This window comes from Enterocloster lavalensis (assembly GCF_046603895.1).
GTDB lineage: Bacteria > Bacillota > Clostridia > Lachnospirales > Lachnospiraceae > Enterocloster > Enterocloster lavalensis.
The window spans coordinates 1,832,108-1,852,229 of the sequence record NZ_CP176637.1 but is presented as its reverse complement, the minus strand read 5'-3'; the positions used below and the strand labels follow the sequence as shown (position 1 = coordinate 1,852,229).

Annotated in this window: 16 protein-coding genes; all 16 read left to right on the top strand. The window is 57.4% G+C overall.

Annotated features, from left to right (window positions below):
- Nucleotides 1-6 precede the first annotated feature (6 nt).
- The 16 genes from ACK2JC_RS08090 (at nucleotide 7) to ACK2JC_RS08015 (ending at nucleotide 20,122) form a co-directional block, all read left to right on the top strand.
- On the top strand, nucleotides 7-1,680 hold the full coding sequence (locus tag ACK2JC_RS08090; RefSeq protein WP_368272538.1) for an HlyD family secretion protein: 1,674 nt from the start codon (nucleotides 7-9) through the stop codon (nucleotides 1,678-1,680).
- Nucleotides 1,677-2,726 carry an ABC transporter permease gene (locus ACK2JC_RS08085; protein ID WP_320937583.1) on the top strand — a complete coding sequence of 350 codons (1,050 nt, stop codon included), beginning with the start codon at nucleotides 1,677-1,679 and terminating at the stop codon, nucleotides 2,724-2,726. The genes ACK2JC_RS08090 and ACK2JC_RS08085 overlap by 4 nt, the downstream gene beginning before the upstream one ends.
- 36 nt (nucleotides 2,727-2,762) lie before the next feature.
- Nucleotides 2,763-3,779 carry a hypothetical protein gene (locus tag ACK2JC_RS08080; protein ID WP_320937582.1) on the top strand — a complete coding sequence of 339 codons (1,017 nt, stop codon included), beginning with the start codon at nucleotides 2,763-2,765 and terminating at the stop codon, nucleotides 3,777-3,779.
- A 79-nt stretch (nucleotides 3,780-3,858) separates the two neighbouring features.
- Nucleotides 3,859-6,012 (top strand): M28 family peptidase, encoded by a 2,154-nt coding sequence (locus ACK2JC_RS08075; protein WP_331681264.1) that lies wholly within the window; start codon nucleotides 3,859-3,861, stop codon nucleotides 6,010-6,012.
- An 18-nt stretch (nucleotides 6,013-6,030) separates the two neighbouring features.
- Complete coding sequence (locus ACK2JC_RS08070) at nucleotides 6,031-6,666, top strand: GNAT family N-acetyltransferase (RefSeq protein ID WP_007710601.1); 636 nt, start codon at nucleotides 6,031-6,033, stop codon at nucleotides 6,664-6,666.
- A gap of 269 nt (nucleotides 6,667-6,935) precedes the next feature.
- Nucleotides 6,936-8,021, top strand: coding sequence for a 3-isopropylmalate dehydrogenase (gene leuB / locus ACK2JC_RS08065; protein ID WP_092366720.1), 1,086 nt, complete (start codon nucleotides 6,936-6,938; stop codon nucleotides 8,019-8,021).
- Nucleotides 8,022-8,035: 14 nt separating this feature from the next.
- A complete protein-coding gene (gene ilvD / locus ACK2JC_RS08060) occupies nucleotides 8,036-9,700 on the top strand; it encodes a dihydroxy-acid dehydratase (RefSeq protein WP_276949630.1) in 1,665 nt (554 codons plus the stop codon).
- A gap of 234 nt (nucleotides 9,701-9,934) precedes the next feature.
- The gene (gene ilvB, locus ACK2JC_RS08055) at nucleotides 9,935-11,617 is read left to right on the top strand and encodes a biosynthetic-type acetolactate synthase large subunit (protein ID WP_092366726.1); all 1,683 of its coding nucleotides are present in this window, start codon (nucleotides 9,935-9,937) and stop codon (nucleotides 11,615-11,617) included.
- Nucleotides 11,618-11,868: 251 nt separating this feature from the next.
- A complete protein-coding gene (gene serC / locus ACK2JC_RS08050) occupies nucleotides 11,869-12,954 on the top strand; it encodes a 3-phosphoserine/phosphohydroxythreonine transaminase (RefSeq protein WP_320937581.1) in 1,086 nt (361 codons plus the stop codon).
- A 78-nt stretch (nucleotides 12,955-13,032) separates the two neighbouring features.
- Nucleotides 13,033-14,196 (top strand): phosphoglycerate dehydrogenase, encoded by a 1,164-nt coding sequence (locus tag ACK2JC_RS08045; protein WP_107434677.1) that lies wholly within the window; start codon nucleotides 13,033-13,035, stop codon nucleotides 14,194-14,196.
- 102 nt (nucleotides 14,197-14,298) lie between these two features.
- The gene (locus tag ACK2JC_RS08040) at nucleotides 14,299-15,534 is read left to right on the top strand and encodes a DUF1015 domain-containing protein (protein WP_368271013.1); all 1,236 of its coding nucleotides are present in this window, start codon (nucleotides 14,299-14,301) and stop codon (nucleotides 15,532-15,534) included.
- Nucleotides 15,535-15,727: 193 nt separating this feature from the next.
- The gene (locus ACK2JC_RS08035) at nucleotides 15,728-15,985 is read left to right on the top strand and encodes an HPr family phosphocarrier protein (RefSeq protein WP_368282709.1); all 258 of its coding nucleotides are present in this window, start codon (nucleotides 15,728-15,730) and stop codon (nucleotides 15,983-15,985) included.
- Nucleotides 15,986-16,010: 25 nt separating this feature from the next.
- Complete coding sequence (locus ACK2JC_RS08030) at nucleotides 16,011-17,903, top strand: BglG family transcription antiterminator (protein WP_227170279.1); 1,893 nt, start codon at nucleotides 16,011-16,013, stop codon at nucleotides 17,901-17,903.
- A gap of 228 nt (nucleotides 17,904-18,131) precedes the next feature.
- Complete coding sequence (locus ACK2JC_RS08025; RefSeq protein WP_092366741.1) at nucleotides 18,132-18,443, top strand: PTS sugar transporter subunit IIB; 312 nt, start codon at nucleotides 18,132-18,134, stop codon at nucleotides 18,441-18,443.
- Nucleotides 18,444-18,457: 14 nt separating this feature from the next.
- Nucleotides 18,458-19,720, top strand: a complete 1,263-nt coding sequence (locus ACK2JC_RS08020) for a PTS sugar transporter subunit IIC (protein ID WP_227170280.1) — start codon at nucleotides 18,458-18,460, stop codon at nucleotides 19,718-19,720.
- 75 nt (nucleotides 19,721-19,795) lie between these two features.
- The gene (locus ACK2JC_RS08015; protein ID WP_368271010.1) at nucleotides 19,796-20,122 is read left to right on the top strand and encodes a PTS lactose/cellobiose transporter subunit IIA; all 327 of its coding nucleotides are present in this window, start codon (nucleotides 19,796-19,798) and stop codon (nucleotides 20,120-20,122) included.

Below are 20,122 nucleotides of genomic sequence, written 5' to 3'. Positions count from 1 at the left end.
GCGGCGATGAAACGGTTTACAGTGGGATTTCTGATTGTGATGGTAATATTTACATTTTTATCCAGGGCCCTGGACTCCGTGACCATTGCCAGGGTTCAGACCGGGTACGGGAAGCAGGGGTCCGTGTCCTACCGGATCACGGGGGAGGGGACCTTTGAGGCGGACCGGCTGTCCTACCGCCCGCTGCCGGAGGGGATGCGGGTGGACACGATTCTGGCCCGTCCCGGGGACGTGGTGCAGGCGGGGGATACGATCCTCACATTGCAGATGGAACCGCTGCAGGAGAAGCGGGAGGAGCTGGCTGTCGCGCTTCGGCAGGCGGAGCTGGCCCTGGAACAGGAACGCCTGTCCGGCCGGGAGATTCCCAGGGTGACCCAGGAGATGCTGGCCCTCCAGCAGATGGAGGTGGACCAACGGGCGCTGGAGCTTGGCAGGCAGGACCTGGCGGACGCCCAGGAAGAATACGATCAGAATGTGGATGCCCTCCGGCTGGAGTACGACCGCCTGGCAGACCGCTCGGAGGATGAAATCCGCCAGGATGCACGGAATGCGTTAAAGAGCGCCAGGCGCGTCTACGATGCCGCCAAATTGGACCGGGATTCTGCGGTGAAGCGTGCGGAGCGGGAGGTCCGGGAAAAGCAGAAAAAGCTGGACCGGCTGAACGCCCAGGAGGACCCTTCGGAGGAGGCGGTGGCGGACGCTGAGGAGGCGTTGGCCGCGGCTGAGGAGGATCTGGAGCTGGTGAAGGAGGAACAGGACATTCTGGTGGAGGAAGCCAAAGCTTCCCTGCGGTCTGCCGAGGAGGATTACGACGACCGCAGCTACGATACCCTCAAGGTCCAGGAGGACTGCAAAAAGGCGTACGAGGACGGCGTGAAGGCGGAGGATGAAAAACTCTCCCTTGCTCAGCGGAAGGTGCTGGAGCTGGAGGAGGCGCTGCGCCAGTCCGGCCAGAACCTGGAAAATGCCAGAATCACAGACGCGGGGACCCGCTCGGAGGAGGAAAAGACCCGGGAGATTTCCCGTCTGCGGCAGGAATCCATGGAGCTGGATCTGGAACAAAAACGGCGCAGCCTGGCAAAGGTGGAGGAGCTCATCAGCCGGGAGGGCGCGGTGACGGCGGTTTCCCGGGCGGTGGTGGCGGGCCTTGACCTGCAGGAGGGCGGACTGATCGGAGCTGCGGATCAGATCCGGCTGGCCGAGGGGCGGATGCTGTTTCGGGCGCAGGTGGACAAGGAGGAGGCGGCCCTTCTGGCGCAGGGACAGCGGATGTCCTTAAAACGGACCGGGGAGGCCAAAGAGTTAAACGCGGTGGTGGAGTCGGTGGACCGCCTGTCCGAAGACGGGAAATGCACGGTGAGCGCTTCCCTTGCGGAGGGCGAGGGATGGCTGGGGGAAACCTGCAGCTTCACGGTGGTGCTGCAATCCGGCGTCTACCCGATGGTGATCCCCATTGAAGCGCTGAGGGAGGATACAATCGGTTATTTCTGCCTGGCCGTGCAGCCGGAAAAGACCATTCTGGGCGAGGAGCTGACGGCTGTGCGGGTCAACGTGGAGGTGCTGGAAAAGAGCAGCACGTCGGCGGCTGTTTCGGGCCCGGTCACCAGCGTCACCCCTCTGGTTCTCTCTTCCAACAAATCGGTGTCCCCGGGCGACCGGGTACGGGAGGTGACGGAATGAAACGGTGGATGACGATCCTATTGGCGGCGGGTTTTTGTATCACCGCGATACTTTTGTGGCGGGAACTTAAGGACTTCGGAAACCAGATATTTTACGAGTACGGGGAAACGGATGCGCCCGGTTGCGAAGTGCTTGACCGGTTGGCGGAGGCAGAGCGGTCGGAGGGAAATCCCCTGCCGGACATGGCGGCATGGACGGTGGAGGAGAACGTGGAGGTGGAGAACCGGAGCCTGGGCCGGGTGAAGAAGGCCGACCGCATGGTGGTCTGGGGCGACCGGGAGCTGGCGGTGAGGCGCGGCCTGGCGGCGGGCAATTACGGCTACCCATCCGACCCCAGGGCCTGCGTGATCAGCCGCGGCCTGGCGATGGAGCTGTTCGGCTCCTCTGCGGTGGTGGGATTGGAGGTGCGCTGCCAGGGCACGGACTATCTGGTGCGCGGGGTCACCCAGGACGACCGGCGTATGGTGATCGTGCCCGCCTCCGGTTCCTCGGACCGGTTTCCCTATGTGCTGTTGGATTATGGGGCGGACCGCGGGGCCAAATCCGGGGCGGACCAGCTCCTGTACCGCTACGATGCCGGAAGCGCGCGCTACCGGGTGGACGGGGAAATCTGCCTGGCGGCTGCGGGCTTTTTTGCTTTTCTGCCGGTGTGGGCGGCCCTGGGACGGAGCCTGTCTGCGTATTTTGGCCGGGAAAAACGCCTCCTGCGCCGGTTTATGGCAGTGTCGGCGGCAGCGTTGGCAGCGGCGGCCTGCATCCGGATGCTGGGGGCGGAGGGAACCCGGTTTCCGCCGGACCTCATCCCCTCCAGATGGTCGGATTTCAGCTTCTGGGGCCAGCGGTGGAGGGAGATCACTCCGGCGCTGCGCTTTGCGGGGGAAAACGGCCGCGTTTTGTGGATGACGCTGCTGCGGGAACGGACGATTGCGGGGATTCTGTGCGGAACCGCGGGGGGACTTACGGTCATTTTTACAGAGGGTGGGATTGTAAGGAAAACGTTATTGACACTCAGGGACAAAATGAGTAAAGTAGGGGGTAGGAGTTAATCTGGATGAGCGCGTATCGAGTGAGGAGGATACACTTTGAAAAAGCACAGTATGAAACATCTGACGGCGGCAGCGGCGGCGGTAGCCCTGGCGCTTTTAACCGCGTTTCCGTCATGGGCGGCCAGCACCACCAAGAAGATCACGTCCGTCACCCTGCAGATCGAGGCGGATATCGAGCCTGGGACGGATTTCGGCGAGGAATCCATTGATTTTGACGCCAGCGGAGACAAGTTTTACGTGGGGGATTACGAGGTCAAGAACGACGGCCAGGCGTGGGAGGAGGATACGGTTCCCAAGCTGGAGGTGACGCTGGAGGCCAACGACGATTACCGTTTTTCCACCTCGATCCGAAAGGACAAGATACGTTTAAAGGGCGTCGGCGCTGTCTGTAAAGGCGCTGCCCGCAAGGAGGCGGGGCAGCAGCTGGTGCTGACCATCGAGCTGGACTCTTTGACCAAGTCCTTAAGGCCTATTGAGAATGTGCGCCTGAACCCCGACGGGGTGGTGACCTGGGATCCGGTGAGCACGGCCGGAAGTTATGAGTTTCGTGTGTACCGGGACGGAAAGTCGGTGGGGAGCGCCATCACCACCACCTACAACAGCTACAACTGTTCGGAGAAGCTGACCAAGAGCGCCAATTACTATGTGAAGGTGAAAGCCTACAACAAGGTCGATTCCTCCATCGAAGGGGAGTGGGCCGAGTCCAACACCATGTACGTGGATGCCAACATGGCGTCCTACTTCAAGGACAATCCCGTGGAGAACCCGGAGGGCGTGTACCCCTACAGCTCCTGGAAGCAGACGGAGGACGGAAGATGGTGGTACGACAACGGGGACGGAACCTATCCCAGCTCAAACTGGCAGGAGATCGGCGGCAAGTGGTATTTCTTCGACGCAGAGGGTTATATGGTGACCGGCTGGATCGACTGGGAGGGCAAGCGCTATTTCTGCAATGAGAGCGGCGAGATGCTGAAGGACTGCATCACCGAGGACAACTACCGCCTGGGCGAGGACGGGGCGGTGATCAGCCAGGATCCGGTGCCGGGCCCGTAAAGTCCGGGAGGTCTGGGCTGTAAGCGTGGTTTGAGCCGCGGGGACCGGCCCTGCGGGCGGCCGTCAGGGCCATGAGAGAATGAACATAATACGGCTGTCGCGGACTTGTTTGTCCAGCGGCAGCTTTTTAAAGGTGGAGACAAGAGAAGTGGACGATTGGGAACAACAATTTACAGATGCCCTGGAGATCGGATATTCCTACCAGCTGGCGAAACGGATGGAGCAGTTTAAGACAAACCCAGCGCTGGGCTACCGCACGGCGGGCTCCAAAGCGGAATTTGAGACGGGCGAGATGCTTTGCCGGGAGATGGAGGCCATCGGCCTTAAGGACGTGCACAAGGATAAGGTGACGGTGGACGCCTGGGAGTTTGAGAAGGCCGAGATGCGTTTTACGGATTCGGAGGGGGTAAGGCACTGCTTTCAGCTGGGAGCCTATCAGACCAATTTCGACACGGAGGGAACCAGGGAGTTTGAGATTGTCTACCTGGGCAAGGGCACGGCGGACTGCTATGACCGAGTGGATGTGAAGGGAAAGCTGGTGCTGGTGGACATCAACCAGCGGGACGAGTGGTGGATCAATTTCCCGGTTTACCAGGCCCATCTGAGGGGGGCGGCCGCCCTGGTGGCGGTTCAGGAGCAGGGCTACGGGGAGGTCCACAACACGGCCTTAAACGCCCAGGACATCGCGGGACCGGCGGACGCGCCGGCGTTCTCCATTTCCCAGGCGGACGCCTGGGTGCTGAAAAAGGCCATGATGGAGGCCGGAAGCTGCCCGGACGAGAGCGGGATGGAGCCGGGCAACATGGGCGCGGTTGCGGTGGAGTTCGAGGCCAGGACCACCGTGGCGCCGGACCGGGAGACCTACAACATCGTGGGGACCATACCGGGGCGGGGCACGGACCGGATGATTCTGATCACCGCCCATTACGACTCCTATTTCAGCGGATTTCAGGACGACAACGCGGCGGTGGCTATGATGTTTGGGATCGCCAGGGCACTGTTAAAGAGCGGCTACAGGCCAAAGTTCAATCTGGTTTTCTGCGCCATGGCCGCGGAGGAGTGGGGGGTGGCAAACTCCAAGTACGACTGGTCCACAGGCGCTTACGAGGAGGTGTTCACCGCCCATCCCGAGTGGAGGGGAAAGACCTTCGCCAACTTAAATTTCGAGCTTCCGGCCCATGCCCATGGACAGATGGACGCGGTGCGCTGTACCTACGAGTACGAGGATTTCCTGAGCCGTTTTCTGGAAGGCGTTGAGGTGGACGAGGCGGCCTACCCCGACGGGGTGGAGGTGCTCTGCCCCATCCAGACCTGGTCCGACGATTTCTCCATGGCCGTGGCCGGAATCCCGTCCATGGTCAACGAATTCTCCGGCGGGGAGTTTATGGAAACCCACTACCACTCCCAGTTTGACAACGACAATGTGTACCAGGAGCCGGTTTACCGCTTTCACCACGTGCTCTACGGCCGCATGGTGATGGCCTTCGACCGCCTGCTGCTGCCGCCCATGAACTTCGAGCGCCTGATCCGGGCGGTGACGGACAGCGACGACGTGGGAATCCGGCGCAAGGCGGAGGTGGACACCTGGGAGATGAAGCGCGCCCTGAAGAAGGCCAAGGAGGTCTCCAGGGCGTTGTACCGCAGGATCACGGAGCTGAACCGGGATTACGCAGCGTTTCTGGATCAGGGGGATATGGAGGCGGCGGACCGTTTGTTTGCGCGCTGCGGGGAAATGCAGGAACGGCTGCTGTACATATTCCGCAAGGAGCAGGATTATTTTGTGCGGCTGAACTGGCACGACGAGGTGCTTTTCCCACAGGAGGCGGTGCAGGACAATCTGCGCGCGCTCTACAAGGCTCTGCGGCACGCCTGGGAGGGAAATGCGCGGGCGGCCCTGGAGGATATCTATGGCATCGACAACAACCGCTATGCCTTCCTGTTTGACGAGCAGGTGTTCAACTATTTCACCCAGTACGTGTTAAACCAGCCCGGCAACCGCTTAAAATGGGGCGCGGGCCGTATCGTGCACCATGAGAACCTGTTTCAGCTGGTCCGCAGCCTGAAGGAAAAGCTGGAGGAGGGGCGGGAGAAGGACGTGGATCTCACGCCGGAATACCTGGAGTTAAAGCGGGTGACGGAAAATCAGACCGCGTGCTACCGGGACGATATCCGCTATATGACGGAATCAATCAAAAAACTGACCGCATGGATGCAGGAATGCCTGACCATGTGACGGGAGGAAATACAAGCGATGGAAAGCCGAACTTTATACCGCGTGCAAAAAGAGGATCTGCCGAAAATGGAAGAGCTTCTGACCCAGTGCTTTGCCCGGGACCCGCTGTACTGCAAGCTGATCCCGGATGAGGAGACCAGAAAGCGCCTGCTGCCGGAGCTGTTCAAATGCGACCTGTCGGAGTTTTTCGAGCTGTGCCAGATCTACTCCGACAGTCCGGAGTTAAACTCCATCATCGTGGTGTCCGACGAGTCGGAGCCCTACGATCCGTTCCGCTACTACCTGACCGAGGCCCTGGCCGCCTTAAAGACGGACGAGTACCTGATCCGGGAGGACCCCAGTCTTAAAACCTTCTGGAATTTTGTGAGGGGCAAGGACTATTTAAACTCCCGCTGGACGGCCCAGCTTCACCAGGAAGAGCGCCTGCACATCATCTATCTGGCCGTGCGGCAGGGCATGCAGCACCACGGCCTCTCGGCCCTGCTGCTAAACGAGGTGATCGCTTACGCCGAGAGCCGCCGCCTGATGATTTCCCTGGAAACCCACAATCCGAAAAATGTCCCGCTGTATGAACATTTCGGATTCAAGGTATTCGGCGTGGTGGAAAAACATTTCGATCTCAAACAATACTGCCTGGTGCGCGAGGTGCAGTGAGATTGCGCTGCGCTGGCGGCAGTTGTTCCGGCGGAGAAAGGCGCTTTCCGGCAGGGCTTGCGCGACTTTCTCCGCCGGTTTTCTCTCTGTCCGGGCCGGTTCGCTATAACTTCTGTTCATGATAATAATTCCAAACTTGTATATTCCATAATCGGAAAATTCCCCTGCAACAGTTGAAATCCCCCATTAAATGAGCTATGATGGAAAGAAATCATATTTGTTTGTTTAGACATAACTAAAATGAATGATAGAATGGGAGAGATATGAAAATGAATTATAATGTGACAGCCATACCGGGAGATGGGATCGGCCCGGAGATCGTGCGCGAGGCCAGAAAAGTGCTGGACCAGGTGGGCAGGGTCTACGGCCATAGCTTCCATTATACCGAGGTGCTTATGGGCGGCTGCTCCATCGACGCCCACGGCGTTCCCCTGACCGACGAGGCTCTGGAGACGGCGCGAAACAGCGACGCGGTGCTTCTTGGAGCGGTGGGCGGCAATGTGGGCAACTCCAAGTGGTACGATGTGGCCCCGAATCTGCGCCCCGAGGCAGGACTTCTGGCCATGAGAAAGGGCCTGGGACTCTTCGCCAACATCCGTCCCGCCTACCTCTACGCCGAGCTGGCCTCCGCCTGCCCCTTAAAGGATGAGATCATCGGGGACGGCTTCGACATGGTGATCATGCGGGAGCTCACCGGCGGCATTTACTTCGGCGACCGCTGGACCAAGGAAGTGGACGGCGTGATGCAGGCCACGGATATCCTTACATACAATGAAAATGAGATCCGCCGGATCGCAATCAAGGGCTTTGAGATCGCCATGAAGCGCCGGAAAAAGGTGATCAGCGTGGACAAGGCCAATGTGCTGGATTCCTCCCGCCTGTGGAGAAAGGTGGTGGAGGAAGTGGCGAAGGACTACCCGGAGGTGGAGCTGACCCACATGCTGGTGGACAACTGCGCCATGCAGCTGGTGATGAATCCGGGCCAGTTCGACGTGATCCTGACCGAGAACATGTTCGGCGACATTCTGTCCGACGAGGCCAGCATGATCACCGGCTCCATCGGGATGCTGTCCTCGGCCAGCTTAAACGAGAGTAAGTTCGGCCTGTACGAGCCCAGCCACGGCTCCGCCCCGGATATCGCGGGCCTTGACCTGGCGAACCCCATCGCGACGATTTTGTCCGCGGCCATGATGCTGCGCTATTCCTTTGACTTGGACAAAGAGGCGGACGCGGTGGAGCAGGCGGTCCGGCAGGTATTAAAAGACGGTTACCGCACCGGGGACATTATGTCCGACGGTTGCGAGAAGGTAGGGACCACCCGCATGGGTGATCTCGTTGCAGAGCGGATACGATAGAGGAGGAGAAACAGATGAAAAGTGATGCAGTGAAAACAGGTATGCAGCAGGCGCCCCACAGATCCCTGTTCAACGCCCTCGGCATGACGGCGGAAGAGATGAAAAAGCCCATGGTGGGCATTGTGAGTTCTTATAATGAAATTGTACCCGGACACATGAACCTGGATAAGATCGTGGAAGCGGTGAAGCTGGGCGTGGCCATGGCGGGCGGCACCCCGGTGGTGTTCCCGGCCATCGCGGTCTGCGACGGCATCGCCATGGGCCACGTGGGCATGAAGTATTCCCTGGTGACCCGGGACCTGATCGCGGATTCCACCGAGTGTATGGCACTGGCTCACCAGTTCGACGCCCTGGTGATGGTGCCCAACTGCGACAAGAACGTGCCCGGCCTTCTGATGGCTGCGGCCAGGATCAACGTGCCCACCGTGTTCGTCAGCGGCGGTCCCATGCTGGCGGGCCATGTGAAGGGCCACAAGACCAGCCTTTCCAGCATGTTTGAGGCAGTGGGCTCCTACGCGGCTGGTACCATGAGCGAGGAGGACGTGCGGGAGTTCGAGGAGAAAGCTTGTCCCACCTGCGGTTCCTGCTCCGGCATGTACACGGCCAATAGCATGAACTGTCTGACCGAGGTGCTGGGCATGGGCCTTCGGGGCAACGGCACCATCCCGGCGGTTTACTCTGAGCGCATCAAGCTGGCGAAGCACGCCGGCATGCAGGTGATGGAGATGTACCGCCAGAACATCCGTCCCCGCGACATTATGACAAAAGAGGCGTTTATCAACGCCCTGACCATGGATATGGCCCTGGGCTGCTCCACCAACAGCATGCTTCATCTTCCGGCTATCGCCCACGAGGCGGGCGTGGAGCTGAATCCGGATATCGCCAATGAGATCAGCGCCAGAACCCCCAACCTGTGCCATCTGGCTCCGGCGGGCCCCACCTATATAGAAGACTTAAACGAGGCGGGCGGCATCTACGCCGTGATGAACGAGATCAGCAAGAAAGGCCTGCTGAACCTGGACTGCATGACCGTCACCGGCAAAACCGTGGGCGAGAACATCAAGGGCTGCGCCAACAAGAACCCGGACGTGATCCGTCCCGTGGAGAACCCCTACAGCCAGACCGGCGGCATCGCCATCCTGCGGGGCAACTTAGCGCCCGGCAGCGCGGTGGTGAAGCGCTCCGCCGTTGCGCCTGAGATGTTACAGCACGAGGGCCCGGCCAGGGTGTTCAACTGCGAGGAGGACGCCATCGCGGCCATCAAGGGCGGCAAGATCGTGGCGGGCGACGTGGTGGTGATCCGCTACGAGGGACCCAAGGGCGGCCCCGGCATGCGCGAGATGCTCAATCCCACCTCCGCCATCGCGGGAATGGGCCTGGGCTCCACGGTGGCCCTGATCACCGACGGCCGGTTCTCCGGCGCTTCCAGAGGCGCTTCCATCGGCCATGTGTGCCCGGAAGCCCAGGTGGGCGGCCCCATCGCACTGGTGGAAGAGGGCGACATCATTTCCATCGACATCGACAACCACAGACTGGACGTGAAGGTCTCCGACGAGGAGCTGGCGGCCAGAAAGGCCAAATGGAGCGCCCCCACGCCCCAGGTGACCAGCGGATATCTGGCAAGGTACGCCTCCCTGGTGACCAGCGCGGACCGCGGTGCGGTGCTGGAAGTGAAATAGAGCCGGCGCGGGGCGGTGTGATTCCGTCAGGGCCGCGGACAGCAGCGGGAAGTGCGATCCCGGCGTGGCCGCGGGCGGCAGCGGAAAGTGTGATTCCGCCAGGGCCGCGGACCGCGCCATGGGCCAGCCGGACCGGCCGGCCGCGGGTCACACGCCGCAAATTGACATGCAATAGAAAGAGCGCGCGCCTGATTCCACATTTCAGGCGCGCTTCGGAAAAGGAGTGCGGGATATATGAGCAAATTGACAGGAGCAGAGATTGTAATACAGTGCCTGAGGGAGCAGGGAGTGGACACCGTGTTCGGTTATCCGGGCGGGGCCATTTTGAATATCTACGACGCGCTGTATCAGCATCAGGATGAGATTACCCATATCCTGACCTCCCACGAGCAGGGAGCGTCCCACGCTGCGGACGGATACGCCAGGGCTACGGGAAAAGTGGGCGTGTGCCTGGCCACCTCCGGCCCCGGCGCCACCAACCTGGTGACCGGAATCGCCACAGCTTATATGGATTCCGTGCCGGTGGTAGCCATCACCTGCAACGTGACCAACAACCTGCTGGGCAAGGACAGCTTTCAGGAGGTCGACATTACGGGCGTCACCATGCCCATTACCAAATACAACTTTATCGTCAAGGACGTGAATAAGCTGGCCAAGGTCATCCGCCGCGCCTTCACCATCGCCCAGACCGGCCGTCCCGGCCCGGTGCTTGTGGATATCACCAAGGACGTGACCGGCGCGACCTGCGACTATGAGTACCAGGCGCCCGAAGAGATCGTGCGCCAGAGCGACACCATCACCGAGGAGGCCATGGACCGGGCCGTTGAGATGATCCGCAAGGCCCAGAAGCCCTTCATCTTCGTGGGCGGCGGCGCTGTGATCGCCAACGCTTCCGACGAGCTGCGGGCCTTCGCCCACAAGATCCAGGCCCCGGTGGCCGACAGCCTGATGGGCAAGGGCGCGTTTGACGGCACCGACGAGCTCTACACCGGCATGGTGGGCATGCACGGCACCAAGACCAGCAACTTCGGCATCACCGAGGCGGACCTGCTGATCGTGGTGGGCGCCCGCTTCTCGGACCGGGTGACGGGCAACGCCTCCAAGTTCGCGAAAAATGCCAAAATTTTACAGTTGGATGTGGACCCGGCTGAGATCAACAAGAATATCCGGGTGGACGCCAGCATCATCGGGGACGTGAAGGTGATTCTGCGCAAGCTCAACGCCCGCTTAGACCCGGTGAACCACGATGAGTGGATCGCCCACATCGAGCGCATGAAGGATATGTATCCCCTGCGCTATGACAAGCGGCTTCTGACCGGCCCCTACATTGTTCAGGCCATCGACGAGGTGACGGACGAGGACACCATCATCGTCACCGAGGTGGGCCAGCACCAGATGTGGGCGGCCCAGTACTACAATTACCGCAAGCCCAGAACCCTTCTGACCTCCGGCGGCCTGGGCACCATGGGCTATGGCCTGGGCGCGGCCATCGGCGCGAAGATGGGCTGCAAGGACCGCACGGTGATCAACATCGCGGGCGACGGCTGCTTCCGCATGAATATGAACGAGATCGCCACGGCGGTGCGCTACAACATCCCGGTGGTGGAGGTCATTGTGAACAACCATGTGCTGGGTATGGTGCGCCAGTGGCAGACCTTATTCTACGGCAAGCGCTATTCCCAGACCGTTTTGAATGACGCGGTGGATTTTGTGAAGCTGGCGGAGGCCATGGGGGCGAAAGCCTACCGGGTGACGCAGAAGGACGATTTCATCCCGGTGCTGAAGGAGGCGATCTCCCTGAATATCCCGGTTCTCATCGACTGCCAGGTCAGCTGCGACGACAAGGTATTCCCCATGGTATCGCCCGGAGCGCCCATTGCGGATGCTTTTGACGATACGGACTTGAAAATCAATTAAAAACAGTGTATGATAGTCAGTAACACTTCGGGGACGTTAACACATTATCATGTTAAAGCGTTCTCCCGGCGTTAAGGGCGACCATGCAGAGGCATATTCGGATGACTTTCCTGCCTGCGGTCCTTGAAACCGGCCCGCATACGGGGAAGTCATCTGTATATATTTATAAGAGACAGATGTACAGCAAGGCTGCGGCGCGCCACTGAGCGCGAAGCCGCGGCAAAACAAACCATTGAAGGAGGAGCGCGAACATGAGCAGAGTTTACAACTTTTCAGCAGGTCCGGCCGTGCTGCCGGAGGAAGTCCTGGCGGAGGCATCGGCGGAGATGCTGGATTACAGAGGGACCGGGATGTCAGTGATGGAGATGAGCCATCGATCTAAGGCTTATCAGACCATTATCGACGAAGCTGAATCAGATCTGCGCGGGCTTTTACATATTCCGGACAATTACAAGGTGCTGTTCTTACAGGGCGGCGCGTCCCAGCAGTTTGCCATGGTTCCCATGAACCTGATGAAAAACAAGGTGGCGGACTACATTGTGACCGGACAGTGGGCCAAGAAGGCATGTTCCGAGGGGAAGCTGTACGGCACGGCCAACGCGGTGGCTTCCAGCGCGGATAAGACCTTCAGCTACATCCCGGACTGCTCCGATCTGCCGATCTCGGAGGATGCGGACTACGTGTACATCTGTGAAAATAATACCATTTACGGCACAAAGTACAAGACATTACCCAACACCAAGGGCAAGCTCCTGGTGGCGGACCAGTCCTCCTGCTTCCTGTCGGAGCCGGTGGACGTGTCCAAATACGGCCTGATCTTCGCCGGAGCCCAGAAGAACGTGGGACCGGCCGGGACCGTGATCGTGATCGTCAGGGAGGACCTGGTGACCGAGGATGTGCTTCCGGGAACGCCCACCATGCTGCGCTACAAGACCCATGTGGACGCGGGCTCCCTGTACAATACCCCGCCCACCTACGGCATTTATATCTGCGGCAAGGTGTTCAAGTGGCTGAAAGCCAAAGGCGGCCTGGAGGCTATGAAGCAGTACAACGAGGAGAAGGCGAAGATTCTTTACGATTTCCTGGATCAGAGCAAGCTCTTTAGGGGCACGGTGGTGAAGCAGGACCGCTCTCTGATGAACGTGCCCTTTGTCACCGGCGACGAGGAGATGGACGCCCTGTTTGTGAAGGAGTCTAAGGCTGCGGGCCTGGAGAATTTAAAGGGCCACCGGACCGTGGGCGGCATGCGCGCCAGCATCTACAACGCGATGCCCATGGAAGGCGTGAAAAAACTGGTGGAATTCATGGACGATTTTGAGACCAGGTATGGCAAATAAACGTTAAATTGGAAAATGATGGGAATTACGCCCCGCGGCCTGCGGGGCGGTTCCGGTGTTGAAAGAGGAGAGAAGATTATGAAAAAGATCCATTGCCTGAACAATATTTCCAAGTGCGGCACAGACCGCCTGCCCCAGGACTACGTGATGACCGACAGCGTTGGGGAGGCGGAGGGCGTTCTGGTGCGCAGCGCCAACATGCATGAGATGGAGCTGCCGGAGAGTCTGCTGGCCGTGGCCAGAGCCGGAGCCGGAGTCAACAACATTCCCCTGGACGCCTGCGCCCAGGAGGGCATCGTGGTGTTCAACACCCCCGGGGCAAATGCCAACGGCGTGAAGGAAATGGTGCTGGCCGGCATGCTGATCGCCTCCCGGGATCTGATCGGGGGCATCGAGTGGTGCCGGAGCAACGCGGACGACGAGAACATTGCCAAGGCCACTGAGAAGAGCAAGAAAGCCTTCGCGGGCTGTGAGATCAAGGGTAAGAAGCTGGGCGTTATCGGCCTGGGCGCCATCGGAGCCGAGGTGGCCAACGCGGCCGCTGCCCTGGGTATGGAAGTCTACGGCTACGACCCCTACATATCGGTGAACGCCGCCTGGATGCTGAACCGGGATGTGAAGCACATCACCAGCGTGGACAAAATTTACCAGGAGTGCGACTATATCACCATCCATGTGCCGCTTTTAGAGACCACCAGAGGCATGATCAACAAGGAGAAGCTGGATGAGATGAAGGAGGGCGTGGTGGTGTTAAACTTCGCCCGGGACGTTCTGGTGGACGAGGACGCCATGGCAGAGGCTCTGGAGAGCGGCAAGGTTCACCGCTACGTGACGGACTTCCCCAATCCCAAGTCCGCCCACATGAAAAATACCATCGTGATCCCCCACCTGGGCGCTTCCACGGAGGAGTCCGAGGACAACTGCGCCAAGATGGCGGTGAAGGAGCTGGTGGATTACCTGGAGAACGGCAATATCAAAAACTCCGTCAATTACCCGAACTGCGACATGGGCGTGTGCCAGGCGGCCAGCCGCGTGGCGGTGCTGCACATGAACATCCCCAACATGATCGGACAGATCACGGGAATTCTGGCGGAGCAGGGAGTTAACATCTCCGACATGACCAACAAGAGCCGGGATAAGTACGCTTACACCCTGCTGGATCTGGAAAATGTGCTGGAGCCTATCACGCTGCAGAAGCTCAACTCCATCAAGGGCGTGCTGCGGGTGCGCGTGGTGAGATAGGATAACGTTTGACGGCGCTTTCATACCGGGCGGTACCAATGCGGACAACTGCGGAACCAGGCGGTTGGAGGCGCTGTCTGCGTCATAACAGGAGGAAAACAGATGGCGGCAGTGAAACCATTTTTATGTATCAGACCCAACCGGGAGGCGGCGGACAAGGTGGCCGCCCTTCCCTACGACGTGTACAACCGGAAGGAGGCGTGCGCTGCGGTGGCGGGCAACCCCCTTTCCTTTTTGAATATCGACCGGCCGGAGACGCAGTTTCCCGACGATGTGGACACCTACGACGGCCGGGTCTACGACAAGGCCAGGGAGCTGTTGGACCGCCGCATCGCGGACGGAACCTTTGTGGAGGATGGGCAGGAGTGCTACTATATCTACCGCCTGACCATGGACGGCAGGGCTCAGACGGGCATCGTGGCCTGCTGCTCCATCGACGACTATGTGGACGGGGTGATCAAGAAGCATGAGAACACCCGTGAGGACAAGGAGATCGACCGGATCCGCCATGTGGACACGACAAACGCGCACACCGGTCCCATTTTCCTGGCTTATAGGGCCGACCGAGCGGTGAACCGGGTGGTGGACGAGGTGACAGCCGGGGAACCGCTCTACGACTTTGTATCGGAGGACGGCATCGGGCATACGGTGTGGAAGGTGGAGGACCCGCAGCAGAACGGGCGCATCGAGGCGGCCTTTGCGGCGATTCCGGCCACCTATATTGCGGACGGGCACCATCGGGCCGCGTCTGCGGTGAAGGTGGGACTGAAGCGCCGGGAGGAGAACCCGGGGTATACCGGGGAGGAGCCCTTCAACTATTTCCTGTCCGTGCTGTTTCCGGACGAGCAGCTGATGATTCTGCCCTACAACCGGGTGGTGAAGGATTTGAACGGAATGGATGAGGCCGGATTTCTGGCCGCGGTGGGGGAGCATTTTACAGTGGAGAAAATGGACGGCCCCTATGCGCCGGATGAGAAGGGTCTGTTCGGAATGTACCTGGGCGGGAACTGGTATAAGCTGGCCGCCGGGGCGGAGTGCCGCAGCTACGATCCGGTGAAGGGGCTGGACGTGTCCATTCTTCAGGACCGGCTGCTGGGACCGGTGCTTGGCATCGGCGATCCAAGGACGGATAAGCGGATCGATTTTATCGGCGGAATCCGTGGCCTTGGCGAGCTGGAGCGCAGGGTGAAGGAGGACATGACCGTGGCGTTTTCCATGTACCCCACATCCATTAAGGAGCTTTTGAACGTGGCGGACGCGGGGCTGCTTATGCCGCCGAAATCTACGTGGTTTGAGCCGAAGCTTAGGAGCGGGTTGTTTATTCACCGGCTGGGATGAGTTTATAAGTAAAAAACCTCTTGTCAGGGGATAGACCCCGGCAAGAGGTTTTTTCAGGTGTTTATACAGAAATTGGGTTGAGATGGCGTCAGCAGGGAAGCGATCAGGAGGCTCTCCAAAATTGGCTTGAATAAACAGGGGGCTGCGTCTATAATATAAGCAAATATGATTGTAAGAAATGGACTTGGGGGACATGAGAGAATTCAAATATACGATCCGGGATAAGAGGGGATTTCATGCGCGTCCGGCGGGATTTTTTGTAAGGGAAGCGGAGGCCTTTCCATGCAGCGTAAGAATTGTGAGAGAGGGAAAAGCGGCTGATGGCAAGAAGATTTTTTCAGTGTTAGGGCTTGGAGTGAAATGCGGTCAGGAAATTGTCCTGGAAACTGAGGGAGATCGGGAGGAAGAAGCGATGATCGCTCTCAGCCGGTTTTTGAGAGAAAATCTCTGAGGCGGCAGATGATAAGGAGTAGTGAATGAAAACGAATAAACAAAATGAGCTGCTCCGGATTCTTTCGGATGCAACACAGAGTATTCCCTCGGCTGCGCTTGCCAGAATGTTAGGGGTTAGCGAGAGGACGATCCGCAATTATGTCAGGGATTTGAACGACAGCGGGGAAGCCTCGATTCTGGCATCACGGGAGGGGTACAGGCTGCAGAGTGTTCTTTGCAGCCGGGAAGCGGCCCAATCGGAGAATGAAGGGCGGGTCTGGCATATACTGTCCGATTTGCTGACCTGCAAGGACGGGGTCAATGCCTTTGACGAAGCGGAACGGCTTTTTATCAGCGCCAGTACGGTGATCAATACGATCATGCCGCAAATCAAGAATGTGGTCAGGGAGTATGATCTTTCCATTGAATCGAAGAACTACCAGTTTTATTTAAGAGGAAGCGAGCAGAACAAGAGACGGTTGATCGGACATATTGCAACCGGGGATACTTATGGCTTTTTTAACACAAAGGAGGCGTTAGAGCAGCTTTTCCCCCAGCAGGATGTTCACGGGATTATGCAGGAGCTTTACGATATCTGCCAGGAATCCAAAATTTATCTGAACGACTACTCGCTGAACAATTTGCTGATTCACATTTTGATTATACTGATTCGGTTGAACTCAGATAATTGTCTGGGGGAGAGGGAAACTTATATTACGGCCGACGAGCTGTTGGAGGCGCTGTATGACAAGGAGGAAATCATCGCGTTGGCGGATATGATTTCTTCCAATTACAGGGAAAACTATGGAATTCAGATTCCGAAAGAAGATTACCAGCAGATTTTGATTTTGATCGCACTGTCGGTTGAGCATGAAGTGGTGGATATCCAGAGCGTCATCAGCCATGAGTTTATTTGTAATGTAACCTCCATTTTATCGTTGGTGTCGGAACGCTACTGCACGCCGGAATTTGAAAATGATTTTATTCTTCAGTTTGCCCTGCATGTGTACTATGCGTACCAGCGCTGTACCTACCAGATCGGGTATCCCAATCCCATCGGTCCGCAGCTAAAAAAAGATTATGCGCCTGTTTATGATATGGCCGTTTTCTTCGCCCATAAATTTTCTAAAATTTACCAGGTCACCTTTAATGAGGATGAGATTGCCTTTATCGCATTCCATTTTGGCGCATTTCTTGAAAATAATAAGCAGAATAAGGAGCGCATTACCTGTGCGATTGTGGTGGAATCCTATCACTCTTTTTCGCGGAAGCTTGTGAATGATATCAGCGCGGCATTCCACGAACAGCTTCTGGTCACGGATGTGCTTCCGGTCAGCCGTTTTTTGCAGTACCCTCCGGGCAGTGACCTGATCATCTCCACGCTGCCGGTTGAGACCGGCGGCAGGCATACCGTGCGGGTCAATCCGATTTTGACCAGGCAGAACCAGGACAGCATACAAAAGAAATTGGATGAAATCGGAGCAGAGCGGGAGCTGCTGCACGCGCGCACGTTTCTGCGGAGCCTGTTCCATAAAGAACTGTACTTCAGGAACGTGGCGCTGGACAGCGCGGAAGCATATATAAAATTCATGGGCGGACATTGTCTGGAACATGGTTATGTGAAAGAAGCTTTCATTCAGGATGTGTTATTGCGGGAGTCGGTTTCCAGCACCGCTTTCACCGACACCCTGGCGGTACCCCATGCAATCAGCCAATTTGCGGAACAGTCGTTTATCTGCGTCGTCCACAACAATATGCCCATTCGCTGGAATCATAAAGCAATCCATTTTATTCTTTTAGTTGGGATTACGCAGGAGGAAATGAAGTATTTCAAATCGTCATTCGACCTCATCATCGAACTGTTTAACTCTACCAGCCGAACCATCGAGCTGCTCAAGACGAACACATTTGAAGAATTTTGCGGACGAATGAACTGACCTGCCCGCGAGACGATGCCTACAGTATTCACAACGCCCGGATGGCCTCAGGCCGCCCGGGCGTTGTGAGGCTTTGGAGAGAACAGCGGATTTGCCGGTATCCCGGCAATCTTCCTGTATTGCCGCAATGCCGGTAAGAAGTCTGTTTTATTTTCAGGTCTGAATGATCTAAGATAAAGACAGAAAGAACAAAGCAATCTGCAAAAAGGAGAAAGGGGAATTAACACTATGATTCGAATTTTACTTGCATGCGGAATCGGAGCTTCTACCGGTTTTATGGCTGCCAACATGAGGAAGGCCGCTAAGGCGCAGAAACTGGACGTTTCGATCCATGCGGTCAGCAAATCTCAGGTATCGGACTATGCCGACAAAATCGATGTCCTGCTGCTGGGGCCGCACTTCTCGGCTGAGGTGCCGGAGTACAGAGAAATGCTGAAGGAGCACAACGTTAAGGTCACCTCCATCGATCCGGATTCATACGGCGCGCTGGACGGTGAGAGTATCCTTCAGGATGCCATCGACTTTTATCATGAGAGTTAAACGGGGGGATTAAGATGAAAAAAATTCAGGAGTGGATCGAGAAGCACCTCGTTCCGGTTATGAACAGGATTACCCAGAATTTCTGGTTTGGCATTGTGGCGGACGCGATCCTTTACATCGTCCCGTTTTCCATGGTCAGCGCGATTCCATCGCTGTGGTCAATCCTGCGGCGGTTTGTTCCGGTTCTGCCGGATATCTCGCCGCTGAGCACCTTCTCATTCGGCCTCATCGGCCTGTTCGTGTCCTTTGTCATTCCCTATAACTGCCTGAATAAAATCGGCAAAAAGGACCGCTCTATGATCGCCGGATTCACAGGCATCGGCACGTTTATGATGTGCATGAATTTTGTGACGACCGATGAAGGCTCACTGGTGGCTATGTCAAAATTTGGCGCAGGCGGTATGTTCACCGCGATGTTCGTGGGTCTGTTGGTGGCGGTTGTCTATAAGGCGATGTTCAAATTCTCCTTCTTTGGAGAGGACAGCGTGATCCCTGATTTTGTAAAAAACTGGTTTGACAATATCATAGCGATTTTGATCAGTCTGACCGCGGGATACCTGCTCACCTATGTGATGAAGATTGACGTTTTCACAATGGTCCAGCTGATCATGAAGCCCATTACCAGCTTTGCGCAGAGCGGGCCCGGGGTTGTGCTGATTGTGTTATTGCAGAATGTCTTTTATTTCTTCGGTATTTCCGGCTGGGTGTTTACTCCGGTGACCCGCAGCATCACCCAGGCGGCTATTGCAGAAAACGCGGCAATGATGGCGGCCGGTATGGCTCCCAAGAATATCTATGCCTATGGTTTTAGCCGTTATCACCACATTGGCGGACAGGGCGCCACGATGCCCCTCGCGCTTTTTATGCTCCGCGCCAAATCCAAAAAATACCGGGTGCTGGGCAAAGCGACGCTGGTTCCCTCCATTTTTAATATCAATGAACCGCTGCAGTACGGCGCGGTTGTCGGCAATCCCTTTATGCTGATTCCCACGGTCATGATTGCGATTATCTTACCCGCATTTTCGTATCTGTGGTTTTTCATGGGCTGGGGCACCATCAACTATGTCAATTTTGATATGAACTTTGCCCCCAACGCGGTTTCAGCCTTCTTTATGTCCGGCGGAGATTTCCGCAACGTGATTCTGGTCTGCATCAACTTTGTGATTGCCGCTCTGATCTGGTATCCATTCTTTAAGGCGGCAGACAAGGCTGAGGTCCGCAAGGAGCAGGAGCGCGCGGCGGCCAAAGCGGCCAAACTCGCCGCGGCTCAGGCATAACGATTATGATCAAACATTATATAACAAGAAAGGATTGTGGCGTTTCCCGTCCGGGAACGCCACACAGGTAAAAAAATGAAGGATATTAACAGCATTGCCATCGAGGTTGTCATGAAGTCCGGCGACGGACGCGTTAAGATTGACGAAGCGCTGGATGCCCTTGCTTTCGGCGATCTTACAAAGGCGGAAACGCTGCTTAAGGAGGCCAATGACCTGGTGGTTCAGGCCCATAACGCACAGACTGAGGTAATCCAGAGCCAGGTGAGCGGTGAAAGCATGGAATACTCGCTGCTGTTCATCCATGCGCAGGATACGCTTATGACCATTAACACAGAACTGCGTATGGCAAAAAAGTTGCTTCCCATTGTGAAAATGCTGCTGGCCAAAAAGGAGGCGGAGTGA